This window comes from Reyranella sp., assembly GCF_052439685.1.
Lineage (GTDB): Bacteria > Pseudomonadota > Alphaproteobacteria > Reyranellales > Reyranellaceae > Reyranella.
Window position 1 is genome coordinate 171,390 of sequence record NZ_JBQVQG010000007.1, and the last position, 21,085, is coordinate 192,474.

The 21,085-nt window shown below is 66.3% G+C and carries 23 protein-coding genes; 4 read left to right on the forward strand and 19 right to left on the reverse strand.

The annotated features are described in order from the left end of the window. Positions 1–71: 71 nt before the first annotated feature. From ACT6UX_RS12045 to ACT6UX_RS12080, 8 genes are read right to left on the reverse strand one after another with little or no spacing between them, the layout of a single operon-like run. Positions 72–644 (reverse strand): HupE/UreJ family protein, encoded by a 573-nt coding sequence (locus tag ACT6UX_RS12045; protein ID WP_444775386.1) that lies wholly within the window; start codon positions 642–644, stop codon positions 72–74. Further along, on the reverse strand, positions 641–1,285 hold the full coding sequence (gene ureG / locus ACT6UX_RS12050; protein ID WP_444775387.1) for an urease accessory protein UreG: 645 nt from the start codon (positions 1,283–1,285) through the stop codon (positions 641–643). The genes ACT6UX_RS12045 and ureG overlap by 4 nt, the downstream gene beginning before the upstream one ends. Further along, entirely contained in the window at positions 1,282–1,698 is a 417-nt protein-coding gene (locus ACT6UX_RS12055; protein ID WP_444775388.1) for a DUF3995 domain-containing protein, read from the reverse strand. Before ACT6UX_RS12055 ends, ureG begins: the two co-directional genes overlap by 4 nt. Before the next feature lie 8 nt (positions 1,699–1,706). Further along, on the reverse strand, positions 1,707–2,390 hold the full coding sequence (locus ACT6UX_RS12060; protein ID WP_444775389.1) for an urease accessory protein UreF: 684 nt from the start codon (positions 2,388–2,390) through the stop codon (positions 1,707–1,709). Then, positions 2,383–2,871 carry an urease accessory protein UreE gene (locus ACT6UX_RS12065; RefSeq protein WP_444775390.1) on the reverse strand — a complete coding sequence of 163 codons (489 nt, stop codon included), beginning with the start codon at positions 2,869–2,871 and terminating at the stop codon, positions 2,383–2,385. The genes ACT6UX_RS12060 and ACT6UX_RS12065 overlap by 8 nt, the downstream gene beginning before the upstream one ends. A gap of 2 nt (positions 2,872–2,873) precedes the next feature. Continuing rightward, a complete protein-coding gene (gene ureC / locus ACT6UX_RS12070; protein ID WP_444775391.1) occupies positions 2,874–4,919 on the reverse strand; it encodes an urease subunit alpha in 2,046 nt (681 codons plus the stop codon). 12 nt (positions 4,920–4,931) lie between these two features. Further along, entirely contained in the window at positions 4,932–5,234 is a 303-nt protein-coding gene (locus ACT6UX_RS12075) for an urease subunit gamma (RefSeq protein ID WP_444775392.1), read from the reverse strand. 52 nt (positions 5,235–5,286) lie between these two features. Continuing rightward, complete coding sequence (locus ACT6UX_RS12080; RefSeq protein ID WP_444775393.1) at positions 5,287–6,105, reverse strand: urease accessory protein UreD; 819 nt, start codon at positions 6,103–6,105, stop codon at positions 5,287–5,289. A gap of 30 nt (positions 6,106–6,135) precedes the next feature. Between ACT6UX_RS12080 and greB the strand changes: the two genes are divergently transcribed. Continuing rightward, the gene (gene greB / locus ACT6UX_RS12085) at positions 6,136–6,687 is read left to right on the forward strand and encodes a transcription elongation factor GreB (RefSeq protein WP_444775394.1); all 552 of its coding nucleotides are present in this window, start codon (positions 6,136–6,138) and stop codon (positions 6,685–6,687) included. A gap of 136 nt (positions 6,688–6,823) precedes the next feature. On the opposite strand, the gene ACT6UX_RS12090 is transcribed toward greB, so the two are convergent. The 5 genes from ACT6UX_RS12090 to ACT6UX_RS12110 form a co-directional block, all read right to left on the reverse strand. Then, positions 6,824–8,407, reverse strand: a complete 1,584-nt coding sequence (locus tag ACT6UX_RS12090; RefSeq protein WP_444775395.1) for an ABC transporter substrate-binding protein — start codon at positions 8,405–8,407, stop codon at positions 6,824–6,826. Positions 8,408–8,482: 75 nt separating this feature from the next. After that, a complete protein-coding gene (gene pcaB / locus ACT6UX_RS12095; RefSeq protein ID WP_444775396.1) occupies positions 8,483–9,784 on the reverse strand; it encodes a 3-carboxy-cis,cis-muconate cycloisomerase in 1,302 nt (433 codons plus the stop codon). Positions 9,785–9,788: 4 nt separating this feature from the next. Next, positions 9,789–10,352 carry a protocatechuate 3,4-dioxygenase subunit alpha gene (pcaG, locus tag ACT6UX_RS12100; protein ID WP_444775397.1) on the reverse strand — a complete coding sequence of 188 codons (564 nt, stop codon included), beginning with the start codon at positions 10,350–10,352 and terminating at the stop codon, positions 9,789–9,791. Continuing rightward, positions 10,349–11,050 carry a protocatechuate 3,4-dioxygenase subunit beta gene (gene pcaH, locus ACT6UX_RS12105; RefSeq protein ID WP_444775398.1) on the reverse strand — a complete coding sequence of 234 codons (702 nt, stop codon included), beginning with the start codon at positions 11,048–11,050 and terminating at the stop codon, positions 10,349–10,351. The genes pcaG and pcaH overlap by 4 nt, the downstream gene beginning before the upstream one ends. A gap of 21 nt (positions 11,051–11,071) precedes the next feature. Beyond that, the gene (locus ACT6UX_RS12110) at positions 11,072–12,604 is read right to left on the reverse strand and encodes an alkaline phosphatase family protein (protein ID WP_444775399.1); all 1,533 of its coding nucleotides are present in this window, start codon (positions 12,602–12,604) and stop codon (positions 11,072–11,074) included. 71 nt (positions 12,605–12,675) lie between these two features. Between ACT6UX_RS12110 and ACT6UX_RS12115 the strand changes: the two genes are divergently transcribed. Further along, a complete protein-coding gene (locus ACT6UX_RS12115) occupies positions 12,676–13,707 on the forward strand; it encodes a C-terminal binding protein (protein ID WP_444775400.1) in 1,032 nt (343 codons plus the stop codon). A 26-nt stretch (positions 13,708–13,733) separates the two neighbouring features. Here the strand turns inward: ACT6UX_RS12115 and ACT6UX_RS12120 are convergent, their stop codons facing one another. The 6 genes from ACT6UX_RS12120 to ACT6UX_RS12145 form a co-directional block, all read right to left on the reverse strand. Continuing rightward, complete coding sequence (locus tag ACT6UX_RS12120; protein ID WP_444775401.1) at positions 13,734–13,916, reverse strand: hypothetical protein; 183 nt, start codon at positions 13,914–13,916, stop codon at positions 13,734–13,736. Between the two features lie 31 nt (positions 13,917–13,947). Beyond that, positions 13,948–14,928 (reverse strand): NAD(P)-dependent oxidoreductase, encoded by a 981-nt coding sequence (locus tag ACT6UX_RS12125; RefSeq protein ID WP_444775402.1) that lies wholly within the window; start codon positions 14,926–14,928, stop codon positions 13,948–13,950. Positions 14,929–14,942: 14 nt separating this feature from the next. After that, on the reverse strand, positions 14,943–16,037 hold the full coding sequence (locus ACT6UX_RS12130; RefSeq protein ID WP_444775403.1) for a tetratricopeptide repeat protein: 1,095 nt from the start codon (positions 16,035–16,037) through the stop codon (positions 14,943–14,945). A gap of 87 nt (positions 16,038–16,124) precedes the next feature. After that, complete coding sequence (gene hpxZ, locus ACT6UX_RS12135; RefSeq protein ID WP_444775404.1) at positions 16,125–16,523, reverse strand: oxalurate catabolism protein HpxZ; 399 nt, start codon at positions 16,521–16,523, stop codon at positions 16,125–16,127. A gap of 9 nt (positions 16,524–16,532) precedes the next feature. After that, positions 16,533–17,915 carry an AtzE family amidohydrolase gene (locus ACT6UX_RS12140; RefSeq protein ID WP_444775405.1) on the reverse strand — a complete coding sequence of 461 codons (1,383 nt, stop codon included), beginning with the start codon at positions 17,913–17,915 and terminating at the stop codon, positions 16,533–16,535. Next, positions 17,912–18,100, reverse strand: a complete 189-nt coding sequence (locus ACT6UX_RS12145) for an AtzG-like protein (protein WP_444775406.1) — start codon at positions 18,098–18,100, stop codon at positions 17,912–17,914. The genes ACT6UX_RS12140 and ACT6UX_RS12145 overlap by 4 nt, the downstream gene beginning before the upstream one ends. 281 nt (positions 18,101–18,381) lie before the next feature. Here ACT6UX_RS12145 and atzF point away from each other — a divergent pair, with 281 nt between their 5' ends. Together atzF and ACT6UX_RS12155 are read left to right on the forward strand one after the other, a co-directional pair. Then, positions 18,382–20,157 (forward strand): allophanate hydrolase, encoded by a 1,776-nt coding sequence (atzF, locus tag ACT6UX_RS12150; RefSeq protein ID WP_444775407.1) that lies wholly within the window; start codon positions 18,382–18,384, stop codon positions 20,155–20,157. 67 nt (positions 20,158–20,224) lie between these two features. Continuing rightward, positions 20,225–20,977 carry an SDR family oxidoreductase gene (locus ACT6UX_RS12155; RefSeq protein WP_444775408.1) on the forward strand — a complete coding sequence of 251 codons (753 nt, stop codon included), beginning with the start codon at positions 20,225–20,227 and terminating at the stop codon, positions 20,975–20,977. Positions 20,978–21,085: the final 108 nt, after the last annotated feature.

Below are 21,085 nucleotides of genomic sequence, written 5' to 3' on the forward strand. Positions count from 1 at the left end.
GGACTCTCCCCGCCGAAATTCAAGGAATGCGAAAGTCGTGCCAAATTGCCCCAATACCCTTGGGATAAGGATTAGTTGGCGATCAGGACGAGCGCGCCCCCGGCCATGACCGCGCCGCCCAGGGCCCGCAATCCCAGGTCGCCGACGGCTCGGCGTGCAACCCATCCGAGCCCTAGACCGGCAGCGTGCAGCAATGCCGTCGCGGCGACGAAGCCCAGGATGTAGAGGCCGGTCCCACTGGTCGGCGCTTCGATGGCGTGAGCGTAGCCGTGGAACACGGCAAATAGGCCAACGATCGCCATGGCCACCCCAGACGGCAGACGCACTGCAGCTATGATGAGTGCGCCTAACAGCAGCACCGATGCGACGATCCCCGCCTCCACCATAGGCAGTTTAATGCCCGCGAATCCGGCAGCTGCTCCGACAAGCATCATGGCGATAAAGGAAGCCGGCACGAGATAGGCGGCGGCTGGGCGCTTCACCGCCAGCAGTGAAGCCCAGACACCCACGCCGACCATGGCCAGCAGGTGATCGAGCCCGGTGAAAGGATGGCCGAAACCCGAAGTCTCGTGTCCGGGGTGGGCCAGTACGGGGCTTGCCACCATAACGAGCAAAGCCGCCAGGCGGATGGTCCGAATGTTCATGTAAGTGCTCCTGTACTCTGGTTCAGCCGCGACGGCAGGCCGCCTTGCCGCACGATGAAGGCCGCGATGTCTTCGACACCCTTATTCTCCTTGAGATTGGAGAAAAGAAAAGGCCGCTGGCCTCGCATCCGGCGGGCGTCGCGGTCCATGACGTCGAGGTTTGCGCCGACCAGCGGCGCAAGGTCGATCTTGTTGATTACCAGCAGATCCGACCGCGTTATGCCCGGACCGCCCTTGCGCGGGATCTTCTCGCCCGCCGAGACGTCGATCACGTAGATCGTGAGGTCGGCCAGTTCCGGCGAGAAGGTCGCGGCGAGATTGTCGCCGCCGGATTCGACGAAGATGACCTCGAGGTCCGGCCATTTGCGCACGATGTCGGAGACGGCCGCGAGATTGATCGAGGCATCCTCGCGGATGGCCGTGTGCGGGCAGCCGCCGGTCTCGACGCCCACGATGCGCTCGGGGGCCAGCGCGCCCGCGCGCGTCAGGAACTCGGCATCTTCCTTCGTGTAGATGTCGTTGGTGACGACCGCGATGTCGTAGAGATCGCGCATGCGCTTGCAAAGGCGTTCGACGAGGGCCGTCTTGCCGGATCCGACGGGGCCGCCGACCCCCACTCTCAGCGGACCACGCAGGCTCATATGTCCATTTCTCCCGCCACCAGGGCGATATATCCCACGCCGAGCAACAGGCAGTAAGGCGAATAGTAGCGCCTGTTGCGGGTGGCGAACGGTTCTATCGTGAAATGTGCACGCCAGCGATGGCTGAAGCCTGCGATCCCACGTGCGACGAAGATACCGGCGATCATGTAGGTGCCGGCCAGCACCGCGGGTTGATCGATACGACCCAGCACGTACCAGGGCCATAGTGCCATCACGGCAAGAACCAGCGCCACCAGGAAGCACTGCCAGGAAGGCGGCATGCGGCGGCGCCCATCGCCGACGACGCTCCGGGCCAGCGCTTCCTCGCTGGCTTCCGGCCAGTGGCTGCCGAGGCCCCACATCACATGGATCACGGCGATGGCGCCGACGCCGATCGTCAGGAGGATAGCCATCAGGGCGGTCATGAGCGGAAGAGCCGTGTGTACTGGGTTTCGTGACGGAGCGAGCACCAGTCGAGGAGCGGCGTCGCCGTCCCGACATCGTCCAAAGATTCGACCGCGATGGCGGCCTCGGTGGCATCGTTAACCGAAGCTTCGAGCGCGGCCAAGGCGATCTGGCCGTCGGTCTGGCCGAGCGGCACGGCGCGCAGCGCGGCCGAAATCAGGTTGGCCGTGAAGGCGTGGAGATAGCCCGCCAGCGCCTGTTCGAGCGCGATGCCGTGGGCCGCGGCGGCGAGCGCCACGGCGACCGGCAGGGCTAGTTCGCCATCGAGGCGCCGGTGCGCCTCATCGAGGCGGGGATGCGGCCAGGCCGTGCGGGTGATGGAAAGGAACGAGCCGCCCTGCTGGCGCGATTCCAGCGCCATTTCCGAGGTGCCGCGCCAGGCCGCGGCGCGCTGGGCAATGGCCTCGAATGCGGGCCAGTCGACCTCGCCGGCTGCCCGCCAGCCCGCCGCGAACAGAGCCCCATCGACGGCGCCGGTGCCGCGCCGCAAGACGCTGTCGAGCCAGGCGACCAGGGAGGTTCGGTCCCGGATCAGACCCTCCTCCACCGCCGTCTCGACGCCATGACTGTAGCTGAAAGCGCCGACCGGATAGGCCGGCGAAAGCCAAGCAAGCAAACGGTACAGCGGGTCACTAGCCATGACGCTCCGCATGGAGCTCGCCGTGCCGGTGGCCGGTATCGTGATTGTGCTGCCCGTAGGCGCCGCCTTCCGGATCGAAAGGCGCGCGGACCTTGCGCACGTCGGCGCCGAGGCCTTTCAGCATGTCGACGATGACGTGATCGTCGCGGATCAGGATGCGATCGCTGTCGATCTGGGTCGGCAGGTGGCGATTGCCGAGATGCCAGGCCAGCCGCGCGAAGGATGCGGCGTCGCGGCCGCGCACTTCGACGAGGTCCTCGTCGGCCGCCTTGACCTCGACGAAGCCGCCCTCCTCGAGCCTGAGCCCATCGCCGGTATGCAGCACGACGGGTTCGACCAGATCGAGCAGGAAGTCGAGCCCCTCGTCGCCCAGCATGCGCAGGCGGCGGCGGTAGCGATCGTCAAACAGCAGGGTGACGGTGTCGGTGCGCTCGGAGGCCGGCCAGCTGCCGGCACGCACGACTTCGATGGCGCGCTTCATGGTCAGAACAGGAAGTAGCGCTGCGCCATCGGCAGCGACGTAGCGGGCTCGCAGGTCAGGAGTTCGCCATCGGCCCGCACCTCGTAGGTTTCGGGATCGACGTCGATCTTCGGGCAGGTCGAGTTGTGGATCATGTTCTTCTTGCCGATCTTGCGCGTGCCCTTTACCGGCAGCAGCGAGCGGGTGAGGCCCCACTTCTCGGCGATACCCTTCCTGATGGCGGCCTGGGATACGAACAGCACCGGGCTGGTCACCAGGCTGCGGCCAAAGGCACCGAACATCGGCCGGTAGTGAACCGGCTGCGGCGTCGGGATCGACGCATTGGGATCGCCCATGGGGGCAGCGATGATGGAGCCGCCGATCAGCACCATGTCGGGCTTGGCGCCGAAGAAGGCCGGCGACCACATCACGAGATCGGCGCGCTTGCCGACCTCGACCGAACCGACATGCTTGGCAATGCCGTGGGTGATGGCCGGGTTGATCGTGTACTTGGCGACGTAGCGCTTGACGCGGAAATTGTCGTTGTCGCCGGTCTCTTCCTTCAGGCGGCCACGCTGCTTCTTCATCTTGTCGGCGGTCTGCCAGGTGCGGATCACGACCTCGCCGACCCGGCCCATCGCCTGGCTGTCCGACGACATCATGGAGAAGGCGCCGATGTCGTGGAGGATGTCCTCCGCAGCGATGGTCTCCTTGCGGATGCGGCTCTCCGCAAAGGCCACGTCCTCGGGGATAGCGGCATCGAGATGATGGCAGACCATCAGCATGTCGAGATGCTCGTCCACGGTGTTCACCGTGTAGGGCATCGTCGGATTGGTCGAGCTGGGCAGGACGTTCTTCTCGCCCGCGAGCCGGATGATGTCGGGCGCATGGCCGCCACCGGCGCCTTCCGTGTGGAAGGTCGCGATGGTGCGGCCCTTGAAGGCGGCGCGCGTCGTCTCGACGAAGCCCGACTCGTTCAGCGTATCGGTATGGATCGCGACCTGGACGTCGTAGCGGTCGGCGACGCTCAGGCAGTTGTCGATGGCCGCCGGCGTGGTGCCCCAGTCCTCGTGCAGCTTGAGCCCGCAGGCGCCGCCCTCGATCTGCTCCTTGAGGCCGGCCGGCTTGCTGGTGTTGCCCTTGCCGAAGAAGCCGAGATTCATCGGCAGGCCTTCGGCGGCCTGCAGCATGCGGCCCATGTGCCAGGGGCCGGGCGTGACCGTCGTGGCAAGCGTGCCGTGGGCCGGGCCGGTGCCGCCGCCCATCATCGTCGTGACGCCGCTGTAGAGCGCGTCGTCGATCTGCTGCGGGCAGATGAAGTGGATATGGCAGTCGATACCGCCCGCGGTAATGATCTTGCCCTCGGCCGCGATCGCCTCGGTGCCGGGACCGATGACGATGTCGACGCCCGGCTGGACGTCGGGATTGCCGGCCTTGCCGATGGCGACGATCACCCCGTCCTTGAGGCCGATATCGGCCTTCACGATCCCCCAGTGATCGACGATCAGGGCGTTGGTGATGACCGTGTCGACCGCGCCCTGGGCCCGCGTCTTCTGGCTCTGGCCCATGCCGTCGCGGATCACCTTGCCGCCGCCGAACTTCACCTCCTCGCCGTAGATCGTGTGGTCCTTCTCGACCTCGATGAAGAGTTCGGTATCGGCTAGCCGGACCTTGTCCCCGACGGTCGGACCGAACATGTGGACATAGGCCGAGCGCGAGATGCGGGTCGGCCCTTCGTTGGACGGACCGACCTTGGCGATGGGCCCCAGCTTGCCGCCAACCCGTCCCTGGAAACCATGGCTCTCGCGGCCGCCCATGTAGGGCGTCAGCCGCACGGTGCGCGACTGGCCGGGCTCGAAGCGCACGGCGGTACCGGCAGCAATGTCGAGCCGCATGCCTTTGGTCCGCTTGCGGTCGAACTTCAGCGCGTCGTTGGTCTCGAAGAAATGATAGTGGCTGCCGACCTGGATGGGCCGGTCGCCGGTATTGGCGACCTCGACCGTGATCGGGTTGCGGCCCTTATTGAGTTCGAGCTCGCCGTCGGCCGGGAGGATCTCACCTGGAATCATGGCGTCTTCTCCTCAGCGAATCGGCGCGTGGACGGTGACGAGCTTGGTGCCGTCCGGAAAGGTCGCCTCAACCTGAATCTCGGCCAGCATGTCGGCGATGCCGTCCATGACCTGGGCGCGCGAGATCACGTGTGCCCCGTCGCGCATCAGGTCGGCGACCGAGCGGCCGTCGCGCGCGCCCTCGACGACGAAGTCGGTGATCAGCGCCACGGCCTCGGGAAAGTTGAGCTTCACGCCGCGCTCAAGGCGCCGGCGCGCCACGATGGCGGCCATGGCCACCAGAAGCTTGTCCTTCTCGCGCGGCGTCAGATTCATCGACCGTTTCCCCCTGCCGGTTGGTCCCGACTATAGCGCGACCGGATTTGCATCAAACATGCCAAACACGCGGCAGGCGACGGCCGCGAAACTCGGTCAGAAACCGGATCGTCGCATGGCGCACCGCGGTCGCCTCGCCCAGCACGCGCGCGACCAGGATGCCGTTCACCACGGTGACGCCGGCCCGCACCTCAACTGCAGCGTCGAGCAGGGCGCGCGCCTTCTCGAAATGCGGTTGGGGCGCATCCCACACGCCGATCACGGTGGCCAGCGCATTGGCGGTTCCGAAACCAGCGCCGTCCGGTGTCTCGCCTTCGACGCGCAGCGTATCGGTCCAGATCAGACGACCGGGGCGGCGCACCGACCAGGCGTCGAGCAGCAGGCCCGAGGTGAAGCGTTCGCCCGAGGCGCCGCGGCCAAGGACCACCATCTCGCAGGCGAGCAGCGAACCGCCCTCGACCACTTCGGCCACCGTCCGGCGCTTCAAGCGCGCGCCCTCGAAAACGATGGTCTCCTGCGGCAGCCAATCGAGCGCCGCGCCCTCGGCCACCCGCACGTCGACGTCGATCGTGCACGGAGCGCTACCCCGCGAGGCCCGATAGATCTTCTCGGCCGCCTGCGTGGTCGCGAGCGCCTCCGCTCCGGGTCCGATCTCGACCGACATCCTGAGGGCATCGCCGCCCGTCACGCCGCCCGACGTCGTGATCATCACGGCCTGCGGCGGTTCGCCCGGCTCGGGTTTCGGGAACAAAACCCGGCAGGGGTCGCGTTGATAGAGATCGCCCAGGCGTGTCTTGCCATCCCGCAGGTCGAAGGTGACCCGGCTTTCGCCGGAGGCGCGCTGCATGCGGGGGGAGAGACTGGTGGTCATCGGCCCCGACTTGATAGATTAAGGATTGAAATGAGCAAGGCCTTCACCAAGGAAAGCGACGACGGCGACGAGGACGACCTGCCCGACGATGTCGGCGGCTTGCCTCCCGGCGCCAAGAACTACATGACCCCGCAGGGCTTCGAGCGCATGCGCGAGGAGCTGATGACGCTCATGCGCAAGGAGCGACCCGAGGTCGTGCAGGTCGTGTCGTGGGCCGCCGCCAACGGCGACCGCTCGGAGAACGGCGACTATCTCTACGGCAAGAAGCGGCTGCGCGAGATCGACCGCCGCATCCGCTTCCTCAGCAAGCGGCTGGAACGCTCCGAAGTCGTCGATCCAGCCAAGCGGCCCAAGACTGACCAGGTATTCTTCGGCGCCACCGTGACCTACGTCAATTCGAAGGACGAGGAACGCACGGTCAAGATCGTCGGCGTCGACGAGGTCGATCCCGGCCGCGGCCATGTCAGCTGGATTTCGCCCATCGCCCGTGCCGTCATGCGCGCCCACGAGGGCGACGCCGTCCGCATGAACACGCCCGGTGGCGAGGAAGAGATCGAGATCCTGAAGGTGGTGTACGTCTAACAAAATCTCCGTCATCTCGACCGGAGCGCGGAGTGGAGAGATCTTCTCTCCACGAATTGCCAGCTTTTGGTGGCGCGAAGGTCTCTCCGCTCCGCACCTTCGGTGCTCCGGTCGAGACGACGGGCCTTTGCAATCGTTACATCGCCACCAACGCCAGGTCCTGGAACCAGCTTTGCGCCTGGGTGTACGACTTGATCCGGGACGACAGGGCGCGCGGTGTCCTGTCGTGATAGACCCAGATCATCACGGCATCGTCCACGGCCTTGGCATGGATCTGGGCGGCCAGGGCGTCCTGCTTTGCGGTGTCGAACGTGTTCTGAAGTTCGACGACCAGCCGGTCGACGTCCGCATTCTTGTAGCTGCTCCAGTTGACGCCGACCGGTGCCACCTGGTCGGACGCGAAGAAGCGATTCACCGCATAGAAGGGATCGGAGGTGACGTGGGTGACGTTGATTGCCGTCACGTCCTTGTTCACGTCCGCCTTGGCACCGCTGCGCCAGCCAGTCATCAGCGCTTCGAGTTCGACCGGCTTGAAGTCGATAGCGATAAAGCTCTCCTTCATCATCTCCTGGATGGCCTCGTTCACCATCTGGTTGGTGCCACCCGCCTGGATGGTGATCCTGGCCTTCATCGGATTGGCCTTGCCGTAGCCCGCCTCGGTCATCAGCTTGCGCGCCGCATCGGGCGCATACTTGATCTCGAAGCCGGGCTTGCCGAACCACGGGCTCGTCCGGTCGACCTCGCCATAGGCCGGCTGCACGAGCCCGTTGAGCAGCTTCACGATCGCGTCGCGGTCGATCGCGAGATTGGCCGCCTTGCGCACCCTGACGTCTGTCCAGGGCGAGCCCTCGACCAGCGACGGATGGTAGTTGAAGACATGCGGCGTGACGTTGGTGCTGATGCGCGCGCCGCTCTGCTTCAGGCGGTCGATCATGTCGGGCCCTGGCGCATCGATCATGTCGAAGGCACCCGATAGAAGCGCCGCGCTTCGGCCGGAATCCTCGGGCGCGCAGATCAGGACGATGCGATCGACCTTGGGCTGACGCTTGGGGTTCCAGTGCCCCTCGTTCTTCACGAGTTCGGCCCGCTCCCGCGGCACCAGCCGGGCGAGCTTGAAGGGACCGGTGCCCGCGGGCGCAGAGGCGAACTTGTTCCAGTCCCGGCCGACGCTCTCCCACTGGGCCGGGCTGGAGACCAGGAACCACAGCAATTGATAGGGGAAGAGCGAGTCGACGGACTTGGTCTTGATCTCGACTTCCATTGGGCCGGTCTTGCGATAGCTGGCCATGCTGGGCAGGCGCGGGCGCACCTGGGCAGCCTGGCGCTGGTCGAACTGCGGCGCCTCCTTGTTGAATATCTTCTCGAAGTTCCAGATCACGGCATCTGCATCGAAGGGCGATCCGTCATGGAATTTCACGCCTTCCCGCAGCTTGAAGAGCCACAGTGTCTTGTCGGCGTCGCTGACCTTCCACTCGGTCGCGAGGCCCGGGATCATCTTGCCCGGCCGGTCCGACACGTCGAGTTCCCAGGCGATCAACGGGTCGTAGAGGGTGAGACCGGTATACTGATACGCGTTGGCGCCGCGATCCGGCTGCCCCGTGGTGAGCGGGATGTCGGTCATCGGGATGCCGTAGCGAACGACCCTTTCCTGCGCCCAGGCAACCCGTGGCAGGGAAAGCGCTGTCGTTCCAGCCAACAACGAACGGCGCGAGAGCTTCATGGTCGCCTCCTGACGGGGAAATGCCTGCCATGGGCATGCGACTCCCGTGCCAGAGTGGGCAGCACCGCCCGGCCGTTACCTCCGCTTCAGGTCCGCCAGCAGTCGATCGACGAATTCAGGCGAGTAGCCGAGGAGAGCCGCCCGGTCGGCCAGCTCGGTTTCGAGCCGACCGAGCGCCTGGGCGAAGGATCCGCCCTTGGCGAGCGCCTGCTCGACCAGGGCATGCGCCTCCCGCTTGCCCATCGTTCGGGCGAGCAGGAACGTCGCGCGCTCGGCCAGGACGGCGGCCTCGGCGGCGTCCATGTTGGCCAGCAGAGCGTCGGAATCGATGGTGAGGCCCGACGCGACCTCTGCCATCACCTCGACGGCCGATCCCAATGCTTCGACGAGCGACGCGAGCGTCGGCCATTCAGCCTGCCAGCCGCCCAGTGCACGCTCGTGTTCCTGAGGCATTGCCGAGACGATGGTTGCCGCCAGCATCGGCGCCCGCGTCGCGGCCGAGAGCACGAGGGCTGCGCCGACCGGATTGCGCTTGTGCGGCATGGTCGAGGAACTGCCGCGGCCGGGCCCCGATGGCTCGGAAGCCTCGCCGACTTCGAACTGCATCATCAGCGCGATGTCGCGCGAGGCCTTGGCCAGCGCCCCGACGACCAGGGCGCAATCCTGCGCGAAGGCCGCAACACGGACGCGCTGCGTAAACCACGGGCCCGGCGGCAGCGCGAGCTTCAGCTGTTTGGCCAGCACCTTCATGACCGGCTCGGCCTCCGGTCCCAGCGCCGTCAAACTTCCCGAGGCGCCGCCGAATTGCACGATCTGCGTTTCACCGAAACTCTCGCCGAGGCGCCGCCGAGCGCGGTCGATGTCGGAGGCCCAGCCGGAGATCTTCTGCCCAAGAGCCAGTGGCGTCGCCGGCTGCAGCAAGGTGCGGCCCAGCATCGGCGTTGTACGATGTTTCCTGGCCAGACGCGCAAAGGCCGAGACGATGCCGTCGAGCGCCTTCAGGAGCGGCGGCACCGCCTCGCCGAGTTGCAGCACCATCGCGGTGTCGAGGACATCCTGGCTGGTCGCGCCCCAATGGACATAGTCCGCGGCCTTGGGGTCACGCCGCGCGACTTCCTGGGTCAACGCCTTCACCAGAGGCACGGTCAGCGTCGCCGTCCTGCGCGCCGCCTCGCCGAGCGGTGCCGGATCGTAAAGCGAGGCGTCGCACGCCGTCACGATCACGGAGGCCGCACGCTTCGGGATCAGACCGGCCGCCGCCGTTGCCATGGCAAGCGCCGCTTCGAAGCGCAGCATGTGGCGCAGGGTGGCTGTGTCGGAAAAGGCTTCCGCCGTCGCAGATGACGAGCCCAATGCATTGACGAGACGGCCAGCCATGCGCTCAGCAGTCGAAGAAGACGGTTTCGTGTGCGCCACCCAGATAGAGGGGCAGTCGCCAGACACCTGCATCATCGCGGGTCGCGATCAGCGTTGCGCGACGCGCCGGCTCGACCAATGCGAGAACCGGGTCTTCGCCCAGCGCTGGATCGCCTTCGAAATAGAGCCGAGTCGCGAGGCGATTGAGGACACCGCGCGCGAACACCGAGACGTTGATGTGCGCCGCCTGCAGGCCGCCCGCCGGCCACGGCACGCGACCGGGCTTCACCGTGCCGAAGCGCGCGCAGCCCGTCGTGTCGGTCGACGCGCGACCAAAACCTTCGAAGCCGGCATTCAGGGGCAGGTTGCGGCGATCCTCCGGGTGATTGTAGCGGCCGTGGCTGTTGGCCTGCCAGATCTCGAGCAGGCCGTCCGGCACGATTGCGCCCTCGGCATCGTGGAGAGTGAGCGCGATCGCGATCTTCTCCCCCGCAACGCCGGGCCCCGCCAGGTCCTGGCGATAGGCATTGGTGACCGTGCCGAAATAGAACGGACCGATCGTCTGCGACGGCGTCAGCGCGCGGCTCATGGGTTCTCCATCGGCGTAGCGTCACGGCCGCGCAGCACGATGTCGAAGCGATAGGCGAGCGCCCAGGCCGGCTGCGTCGCATCCATGTCGAAGGCAGCCTGCAGCCGCTCCCGGGCGCCTTCGGGCACCGAGTTGTAGATCGGATCGAAGGCCAGCAGCGGATCGTTCGGAAAATACATCTGCGTGATCAGGCGCGTGGCGAAGGCCGGCCCGAACAGCGAGAAATGGATATGCGCCGGCCGCCAGGCATTGTGGTGATTGCCCCACGGATAGGCGCCGGGCTTGATGGTGATGAACCTGTAGTTGCCGTCGGCATCGGCGCGGGCGCGACCGCCGCCATAGAAATTCGGATCGAGCGGCGCGTCGTGCTGGTCGCCGGGATGGTGGTAGCGGCCGGCGGCATTGCACTGCCAGATCTCGACCAGGGCCTCGGGCACTGGCCGGCCCTCCTCGTCGAGGACGCGGCCCTGCACGATTATGCGCTCGCCCAGGGGCTCGCCCATGCGCCGGCGCGTGAGATCGTTCTCGCCCGCATCGAGCCGCTCCTCCTTCAGCAGCGGCCCGGTGATCTCCGACAGAGTGTGCGGCAGCACGATCGCCGGCTTCGAGGGCGATCGGCTGACCGTCGACTTGTAGGCCGGCGAGAGATTGGGCGGGTGATGCCCCGCGGCAGGACGGCGGTACGTTTCCTCTTTCATACCGCCGAGCTTAGCGCCGGCTCAGGCCGCGCGCACCTCCAGCCCCTGCGGCGTGGCGCGATAGCCGGTGAGGGTGCGCTCGGCATAGCCCAGCCGCCAGTCCAGCATCTTGCGGGCATAGTCGGCGACCGTCGCGGCATAGGCCGGATCGGCGGCGCAATTGACGAACTGGCCGGGGTCCTTCGCGAGGTCGAACAGCAGCGGCGGCAGTGCGGCGAAGTGCACGTACTTGAACTTTTCGTCCTGCACGACGGCCAGCGAGCATTTATCCATCGGCACACCCAGCGCCGATTCAGGCTTGGTGTAATGGAGGTCGCGGAAGTCGAACTCGTAGTGGACCTCCGTCCGCCAGTCGTCCGGCACGACGCCTTCGCAGAAGGACAGCAACGAGCGCCCGTCGCACTGGCGCGGCACCGGCAGCCCCATCCATTCGAGAAGGGTCGGCATCGTATCGATGGTCTCGGTGAAGCGATCGACGATCGTGCCACGCGTACCGTTTGCCTCGGCGCGCGGATCGCGGATGACCATCGGGATGCGATAGGATTCGTCGAAGTAGCCGATCTTGCCCAGCAGGTGATGGTCACCGCCCTGCTCGCCGTGGTCGCAGGTGAAGACGATCAACGTGTCGTCCCACTGCCCGGTCTCCTTCAGATAGTCGAAGACACGGCCGAGATGATCGTCGATCTCGGTCATCAGGCCGCAATAGGTGGCGCGCATCTGCGCCACCTCGGCCTCGGTCATGTCCGACCCGAGCGCCTGACCGTCCTGGAAGAAGCTCGCCTGCTTGATGTTGCGCACATAGTAATCGAGCAGCTCGTTCTGCTTGCCCTCTTCCACCGCGGACGAAGCACGGACCGGCTTCGGCATGTCCTCTGGGCGATACATGCTGTTGTAGGGCTCGGGCGCGATGAAGGGCGGATGCGGCCGATAGTAGCCGAGATGCAGGAACCACGGCTTGCCGCCGCGGCCGCGCAGATAGTCGAGCCCACGCTCGGTAAACCACGCCGTATCCGACAGTTCCTTCGGAATGACCGCCGGTCGCCCCGTCGCGCCGGCCCCTGGCGCGCCTTGCGGCAGCCAGATGTCCTCGCGGGTCTTCGGCAGCTCGAAGCCCCGGCTGGCGACCCAGCCGAAATAAGCATCGCGGTTCTCGAACGCCCCAACCGAATGGAAGCCCTCCATGATGTCGCCCAGCACGAAGAAGCGCGGATCGTTGGGTGCGGTCTGACGCGGATCGGGGGTCGTGGTCGTGTAGCCAACGAGCGCGGGATCGTAGCCGCCGCGGCGCAGCTCGTGCGCCAGGTTGGTGAAGCGCGAGGACAGCGGAATCGTGTTCTGCACCGCGCGGTGATTCATCATGTACTGGCCCGTCAGCAGGCTGGCGCGCGCCGGGCCGCAGGGCACGGCCTGGGTGAAATGATTGCGGAAGGTGACGCCTTCGGCACACAGCCGGTCGAGATTGGGCAGCTTCAGATAGTCCGCCCCGAGCTTGGGCAGCATCAGCCCGCGCCACTGGTCGACGACGATCAACAGGACATTCTTGGACGCAGGCATGTTCATTCACCGAGGTTGGACGGCGGCTGGATTGCGATAGAGTGCCGCCAAATCGACGGAGGAGACAACACGTGGCGCGTTTCAAGATCGTGACGACGGGACCGGGAAAAACCGATCATTCGCTGGAAATGGAGACACTGGGCCCGATCGGCGCGGAAATCGTCGAGGTTTCGGGGGATGAGGCTGAGCTCATCAAGGCGGTCGCCGATGCCGACGCCATCTACGGCAAGGGTCGCCCGCGCATCACCGCCAAGGTGATCGAGGCGGGCAAGAAACTGAAAGTCGTGTCGCTGGGCAGCGTCGGCGTCGATTCAGTCGATGTGGACGCGGCTACCCAGCTCGGCATCCCGGTCACCAATGTGCCCGACACCTTCATCGAGGAAGTGGCCGACCATGCCATGACGCTGATCCTCGCGAGCTGGCGTCGCCTGGTGGTGCAGGACCAGATGGTGCGCAAGGGCGAATGGGCCAAGGGCCGCCCGCATCTCTACCAGTTCCCGCGCCTCATGGGCATGACCCTGGGCTTCATCTCATTCGGCCATGTCGCTCGCGCCGTCGCCAAGCGGGCCGCGCCGTTCGGCTTCCAGATGCTGGCCTACGATCCGTATATCGAGGAGCTGGTGATGTCCGACTACGGCGTCCAGCCGGTCAGCTACGACGAGCTGCTGCAGCGTTCCGACATCGTCAGCATGCACGCGCCCGGGACCAAGGACGCCCATCACCTGATGAAGGAACAGCATTTCCGCCAGATGAAGAAGACCGCGCTGTTCGTGAACACCGGCCGTGGTTCCACCGTGGACGAACCAGCGATGATCAAGGCGCTGCAGGAAGGCTGGATCGCCGGCGCCGGCCTCGACGTCCTGGAGACCGAGCCGGTCGGCCACAACAATCCGCTGCTCGGCATGGACAATGTCATCCTGACGGCGCACGTCGCCTCGGCCTCGAGCCGTTTCGATCCCGCACGCAAGCGTCGCGTCGGCGCCGAGCTTGCTCTGGTGCTGGGCGGCAGGTGGCCGCGCGCCTGCGTCAATCCGATGGTGCTGGAGAAGTCCCAGCTGCAGCGCTGGCAGCCCTTCTCGATGGAGCGCGGGCCGGGCAACTGAGCCCGCGCCCGCCCATCCGCGGCGGCTCACAACTTCTGTTGCTGCAGCCGGTCGCGGATCGCCCCGTCGCATTGGGCAAGGCTCTCGAAGGGGCCGAGGATGACGTGGCCGCCGTCATCCATCGCATACCAGCCGGTCTGGGTGAGGTTGTAGTCCCCCAGATCCTCGGACGGGACATGGACGGCGATCAGATCCTTCGGGGTGCGCATTCACAGCACATGCGCCCCCCGACAGGGCATTTCAACCCCGACGGGTCCAGCTCGAAAGATTGACCGCGCTGGGCGGCACCTCGCCCTTCACCAGCGCCTCGACCTGGCGGACCGTGTCCATCGCCTGGCTCTCGCTGGCGGGCGGCGTCAACCCGCCGATATGCGGCGTGGCGATGACGTTGGGCAGGCATGCCAGCTCGGGCGACGGCATCTGGTCGGGCGCGCGGCCGACATCCATGGCCGCACCGGCAATGCGGCCCTCGGTCAGGACCTTCGCGAGCGCTCCCTCGTCGACCAGGTTGCCGCGCGACATGTTGATGAAGAAGGCGGCCGGCTTCATGCGGGCGAAGGCCGCCGCATCGAGCAGGTTCTCGGTTTCTTCGCTGGCGATGGCGAGGCAGATTACATAGTCGGCCCTGGCAAGCAGCTCCTCCATCGGCAGCTTCACGAAGCGCGGATCGTCGACCTGGGCATAGGGATCCGATACCAGCACCGTCATGCCGAGCTGGGCCAGCAGCGGCGCCAGCGCGCGCGAGATCCGGCCGTAGCCGATGAGACCCACGGTGGCGCCGCCAAGCTGCCGGCCAACCCTGATCTCGGGCTTCGCACCCTCGTGGTAGGCCGTCGCCGCTCGCGTGACTCCGCGCGACAGATCGATCAGGAATCCCAGCGTGAGTTCGACCACAGACGGGACGAAGCCCGCCTCGGCGTGATTCACCAGCACGCCCGCCTTCGTCGCTGCGTCCACGTCGATGTTGCGAATGTCGATGGCGCTGCGCATCACCGCGCGAAGTCCCGGCAGGCTCTCGAACACGACCGCCGGTATCGCCGTCGCCCGATCGGCAACGATGAAGTCGACACCGCGCGCCATCCCGATCACGCCCTGAGGATCGAGAGGCGCCTCGCCCTCATGCAGCACGACCTCGACCAGCCCCTGCAGCCGTGTGAGGGCGCGGGTCCCGTAGTACTGCCGCCGCGCGAGCGGAGCGTGGGTCAGGAGAAGACGGAGCACAGAGGTTACTTCCTTCAGTTCAACTTCGACAATTGCTCGTCGAACCAATCAGGCGAGGCGCCTAATTCAACTACGATGCCTCGGCCCCTCCTGAGCGCATCACGCGCCTCCTCCGCAAGCCCTTGGCGCGCTAACACCATCCCCAGCGCAAGCAAACTGTTAGAGACGCGCATCTGCCACGCGGGATCCTGCGGATGCAACGCGAGCACGCGCTGCTGAGTGGCAAGCGCGGCACGGAAGGACTGAACGGCCTGCTCCAGATTGCCCCAGCGAAGAGAGGTACGCCCTAGGAAATCCTGTACTTCGCCAAGCGCGAGAAGCCGACCAATATCTTTCTGGTCTTCCCTCACCAACCGCTCTGCAATCATCAAACTCTTGTCGAAATACTCCCGGGCCGCCTGCACGTCACCCTGCGCCAACAATGCCGCGCCGACACGAGCATACATCGCAGAAAGGTCCCCTTGCCGGTGCGCATTGCCCTTCGCACCCACTTCCTCCGCAATCGCCAAGGCTTCTCGGTACGAAGCTTCCGCATCGGCGAAACGGCCGCGCTTCATCTGCGCAGAGCCGAGATTATGCAGTGAATACATCAGATTGGTCCGAGCGCGAGCGTCTGACGGCGCCGCCTCGGCGAGATGCCTGCGAATCGCCAGCTCGGCATCAAACGCAGACAAGGCTGCCTCCCCTTGTTCGTCGGGGATGCTGGCCAGGCCGATCGCCGACCAGAACATCGCCATCGCTTCCTGCCAACGTATGTTCGCCGGCTCGATCTCGACCAAACGCTCTACGACCGCCTTTCCTTCGTTCAACGACACAAGGGCGTCCGACCGCTCGCCCACCATTTCCTGCGCTTCGCCGACGGCCAGGCAGGATACCCACAGTGCATTTAACCAGGCGATGCTCGCGGGTTCCCGCTCGAGGCCTCGTCTCGCAATCTCAAGCGCCTTCTGATTTTCGATCAGCCGATCGGCGGGATGCCCAGGTCCACGCCCCCGAACATTGTGCTCCTTCCACTGCTCTTCCGGCCGACCGCCGCCCTCGGGTATCGACGTCTGAGCCCATGCCATCCCGGCGCCGGACATAGCAAAAACAGCCGCGACCAGGCTCAATCGCCGCGCGAACAGGGACGTTGTCGAAGGCACGCTACGAAAGTAACAGCAAAGCGCCCTGGAAAGGCAAGCTTGCGACTGTCGCGATCAGCTCTTCATCGGGGTCGCTTCGCCCACCAGCGAGACATGCGCGGCGACGATGCGCCAGCCCTCGGGGGTGCGCATCCAGGTGTGGCTCTGGCGGCCGGGCTTGGCCGCGCCGTGGCGCTGGAACTCGCAGTTGGCCGTGCCGAAGTCGCGACCGTAGGTGACGATCCAGAGTTTCAGCAGGTCGCGGTTCGGCACGAACTGCGGGTTGCGGCCCGAGCGGAAGGCGGCGATCTGGTCGTGGCCATAGAGCTGCTCGCCGACGCCGTAGCGCAGCGTGTGCGGGCTCTTCCAGAAGAGCTCGTCCAACACTTCCACGTCGTTGCTGTTCAGCGCCGCCTCGTAGCGATTGAACGCGGCCGTCACCTCGGCGACGACTTCCGGGATGTTGATTTCCATGAATACTCCTTACGCAGGCGGCGCGGCGGCGACGCCGAGCTTCTGCAAATGGGCGGCCACGCGCAACGCGGCCTGTTCGTTGTAGGGCTTTGCGATCAGCTGCACGCCGATCGGCAGGCTACCGGGCCGTTGCAAGGGGGCCACGGCGACCGGCAGGCCGATGAAGGAGATCGGCTGGGTGTAGATGCCGAGATTGGCCCGCACGGCCAGCTCGACGCCGTCCAGCGTCATCATCGTCTGGCCGAGCTTCGGCGCCGTGCAGGGCGTCGCGGGCGCCAGAATCACGTCGACCTCTTCGAACAGCTTGAGCACGTGGGCGCGATACTGGCGGCGGAAGCGCTGGGCCTTCACGTACCAGGCGCCGGGCAGCAGGGCGCCGGCCATGAAGCGCTCGCGCGTGTCGGGATCGAAATCCTGCGGCCGCGTCCGCAGCCGCGGCAGGTGGAGCTGCGCGCCTTCGATGGCAGTGATCACATACGCCGCCGCGCGCGCCGCGGCCGCCTGCGGCAGCACGACGGTCCTTGTTGCGCCCAGCGCCTTGGCAACAGTCGCCACGGCCTCGAACGCCTCGGGCTCGCCACCTTTGGCGAAATAGTCGCCGGCAATGGCGATGCGCAGCCCGTCGACGCCTTCGATCAGGCGCGGCAGGGTCGGATCGACTGCCCGGTCTGTGCAGACCGGGTCGTCCGAATCCCAGCCCTGCATGGCGTCGAAGGAAAGTGCCAGGTCCTCCGCCGAACGAGCGATCGGACCGAGATGGTCGAAGGAATCCACGAAGGGGAAGGACCCGGCGCGGCTCAACCTTCCATAGGTCGGCTTCAGCCCGAACAGGCCGCACAGCGAGGACGGAACCCGGATCGAGCCGTTGGTGTCGGAGCCCAGCGCCAGCGGGACTTCTCCGGCCGCCACCGCCGCTCCCGAGCCGCCGGAAGAGCCACCCGACATGCGCGTCGGGTCGTGCGGATTGCGCGACGGCCCGTAGTGGGCATTCTCGCCGGTGAAGTCGTAGGCGTACTCACCCATGTTGAGGCCGCCGACCAGGATCGCGCCGGCCGCTTCGAGCTTGCGCACCAGCGCGCCATCGCGCGCGGCCTTGAGGCCGTCGATGTTGATCTTCGAGCCGGCGCGCGTCGGCAGGCCGGCAATGTCGAACAGGTTCTTCACCGCGAAGGGCACGCCGATCAGCGGCCCGCGATGCAGGCCGGCGTCGATCTCCGCCGCACGCTGGCGGGCCCGCGCGGCGACCACATCGGTGAAGGCGTTGATCGTGGGCTCGGCCGCCTCGATGCGCTTCAGGGTCGCGTCGATCACGGCAGCGGCCTTGACCTTGCCGCTCATCACGGCGCCCGCGATCTCCGTCGCGGTCGCGGTCTTCGACAGGGGATCGGTCATGGCCGGAACACCGGCGCCGACATCAGATCGTCCTCGAGGTCCAGGTCGAGCAACGGTCGCGCGATCATCAGCGAACGCTCGACGTTCAGGATCACGTTGGGGAGGTACTCGGGCGCGATCGTGAGGCCTGCGGTCTTCGCGCCCTCCTCGACCATGCGCGCCACGTCACGCTTCTCTTCGGCCATGCGCTTCCTTCTTTCATTCAACCGGGATGACGGTCTTCAGAGGACATTCTTCAGAGGACATGGAGATCGCGGCGCATGAGCCGGTAGCTCGCGCCCAGTTCCGCCCGAAGTTGCCGAAGAACCTGCAGGATTGCCAGCCCGGCCACCGTTTCAGCCAAGCGACGCTTCATGGCACCCCCTCGCCTCCGTGTTTCCCGCTCGGCCAAGGAGGCAAGGACCGTGCCAATGCCTGCGCGAATCTGGAGGCTGCATTCAATGCATGGGTTGTCTAAAACCCTCACATGACAGCTTTTCTCGACCTCGGGGTTCACGCGCTGCTCGGCGCTTATCGCGCCGGTACGCTCGACGTACGGCAGACCATCGACGAGGTGCTGAACCGCATCGCCAAGGCAGGCGACGACAAGGTCTGGATCTCGCGCGCTTCCGACGCCGACCTGCGCGCACAAGCTGCCGCGCTCGACGCGCGGCGCGACGAGATCGAGCAGCTGCCGCTCTATGGCGTGCCCTTCGCGGTGAAGGACAATCTCGATGTGGCCGGCATGGTGACGACGGCGGCCTGTCCGGGCTTTGCCTACGAAGCCAAGACCTCGGCCGAAGTCGTGCGGCGCCTCGTCGACGCCGGCGCGATCGTGATCGGCAAGACCAACCTCGATCAGTTCGCCACCGGCCTGGTGGGCGTGCGCTCGCCCTATGGCGTACCGCGCAATCCCTTCGACGCCTCGTACGTCCCGGGCGGATCGAGTTCGGGATCGGCGGTTGCGGTCTCGTCCGGCCTCGTCAGCTTCTCGCTGGGCACCGACACGGCGGGATCGGGCCGCGTGCCGGCCGGCTTCAACAACATCGTCGGGCTCAAGCCGACGCCGGGCCTGCTCAGCAACGAAGGCATGGTGCCGGCCTGCCGCTCGCTCGACTGCACCTCGGTATTCGCGCTCTCGTGTGCCGATGCCGACGCCGTGCTCGCGGTCGTTGCCGAGCCGAGGATCACACCGGCCATCGGGCGGACCTTCCGCTTCGGCATCCTTGCCCCGAAGGACGCGGAGTTCTTCGGCGATACCGCCTACGCCGCGCTCTACGCACAATCGATCGAGCGGCTGAAGGGACTGGGCGGCACGCCGGTCGAGATCGACTACGCCCCGTTCCGCGATGCCGCACAGCTTCTTTACAACGGCCCCTGGGTCGCCGAGCGCACCGCGGCGGTCGGTGCCTTCATGGAGGGCGCCGACGACACGGCGGGCGTCTGGCCGACGACACGACAGATCGTGCTCAGCGGCCTCGAGTACAGCGCCGTCGATGCCTTCGAAGGCCAGTACCGCCTCGCCGACCTCAAGGCGCGCGCCTTCGCGCAAATGAAAGACCTCGATTTCCTCGTCGTGCCCACCGCCGGCACGGTCTACACGCTGGCCGACCTCGAACGCGAGCCGGTGCTCTACAACTCGCATCTCGGCCACTACACCAACTTCGTGAACTTCTTCGGCCTGTCGGCGCTCGCCGTGCCGGCGGGCTCCCGGCCCGACGGCATGCCGTTCGGCATCACCCTGATCGCCCCTGCGAATGCCGAGCGCGCCCTGCTGGCCTTCGGCGCCCGCTGGCAACGCACGGTGCCCTTGCCGCTCGGCAAGACGATGAGCCGGCTGCCCCAGCCCGAGAAGGATCCCGTCGTTGCGGAGGATCGTATCCCGATCGCCGTGGTCGGTGCGCATATGAGCGGCCTTCCGCTGAACCGCCAGCTTCTGGAACTGGGCGGGCGCCTGCAGAGTGCCGGCAGGACCGCCCCGGCCTATCGCTTCTATGCCCTGCCGGGCGGCCCGCCCCACCGTCCAGGACTGGTGCGCGTCAGCGACGGCGGCGGTGCGATCGAACTGGAGGTCTGGAGCCTGCCGGCCGAGCGGATCGGCGACCTGCTGCGCCGCATCCCCGCCCCGCTCGGCCTCGGCACGGTGAGCCTGGCCGACGGCACTGACGTTCTCGGATTCCTCTGCGAGGCGCACGCAACGCAGGGCGCGAAGGACATCACGTCGCTGGGCGGCTGGCGGGCCTACATCCAGACGCTGCCGTAACGTACCGCGCTTCAATAGCGGGGCGCCGGTCTGCTAGGGTCCGCTCCTTCGAGGAGGAAACGAACCCATGAGTGGAAAAATCGCAGTCGTCACCGGCGCGGGCAGCGGCATCGGCCGCGCCTCTGCGCTCGCCCTGCTAAACAACGGCTACAAGGTCGCGCTGGCGGGCCGCCGCAAGGATGCGCTGGACGAGACGGCCTCGATGGCCGGCAACAATGCGCCGAACGCGCTCGCCGTGCCGACCGACGTCAGCAAGCGCGACGACATCGTGGCGCTGTTCGCCAGGGTGAAAGCGACCTGGGGACGTCTCGATCTCGTGTTCAACAATGCCGGTGGCGGCGCCCCGCCCGTGCCGCTCGAAGAGCTGCCCTACGAGACGTGGTTGAACGTCCTGGCGGCGAACCTGACCGGACCGTTCCTGTGCACCCAGGAAGCCATCAAGATCATGAAGGACCAGACGCCACGCGGCGGCCGCATCATCAACAACGGCTCGATCTCGGCGCACGCGCCACGGCCCTTCTCGGTGGCCTATACGTCGACCAAGCACGCCATCACCGGCCTCACCAAGTCGACGTCGCTCGACGGCCGCGCCTACGACATCGCCTGCGGTCAGATCGACATCGGCAACGCCGTATCGCCGATGACCGACCGCATGACCAAGGGCGTGCTGCAGCCCAACGGCACGACCATCGCCGAGCCGCGCATGGACGTCTCCGCGGTGGCCAACGCCATCGTCTACATGGACAGCCTGCCGCTCGACGCCAACGTGCAGTTCATGACCGTGATGGCCACGAAGATGCCGTTTGTAGGAAGAGGTTAAGTCGCGAGAATTTTTCAACGGAGCGCGGCACACCAGGTGCGGAAAAGCAAAATAGAGCCACAGGAGTTGCGCGCGCCAAATATAGATAGAAGAGGGCTTTGTTACCCA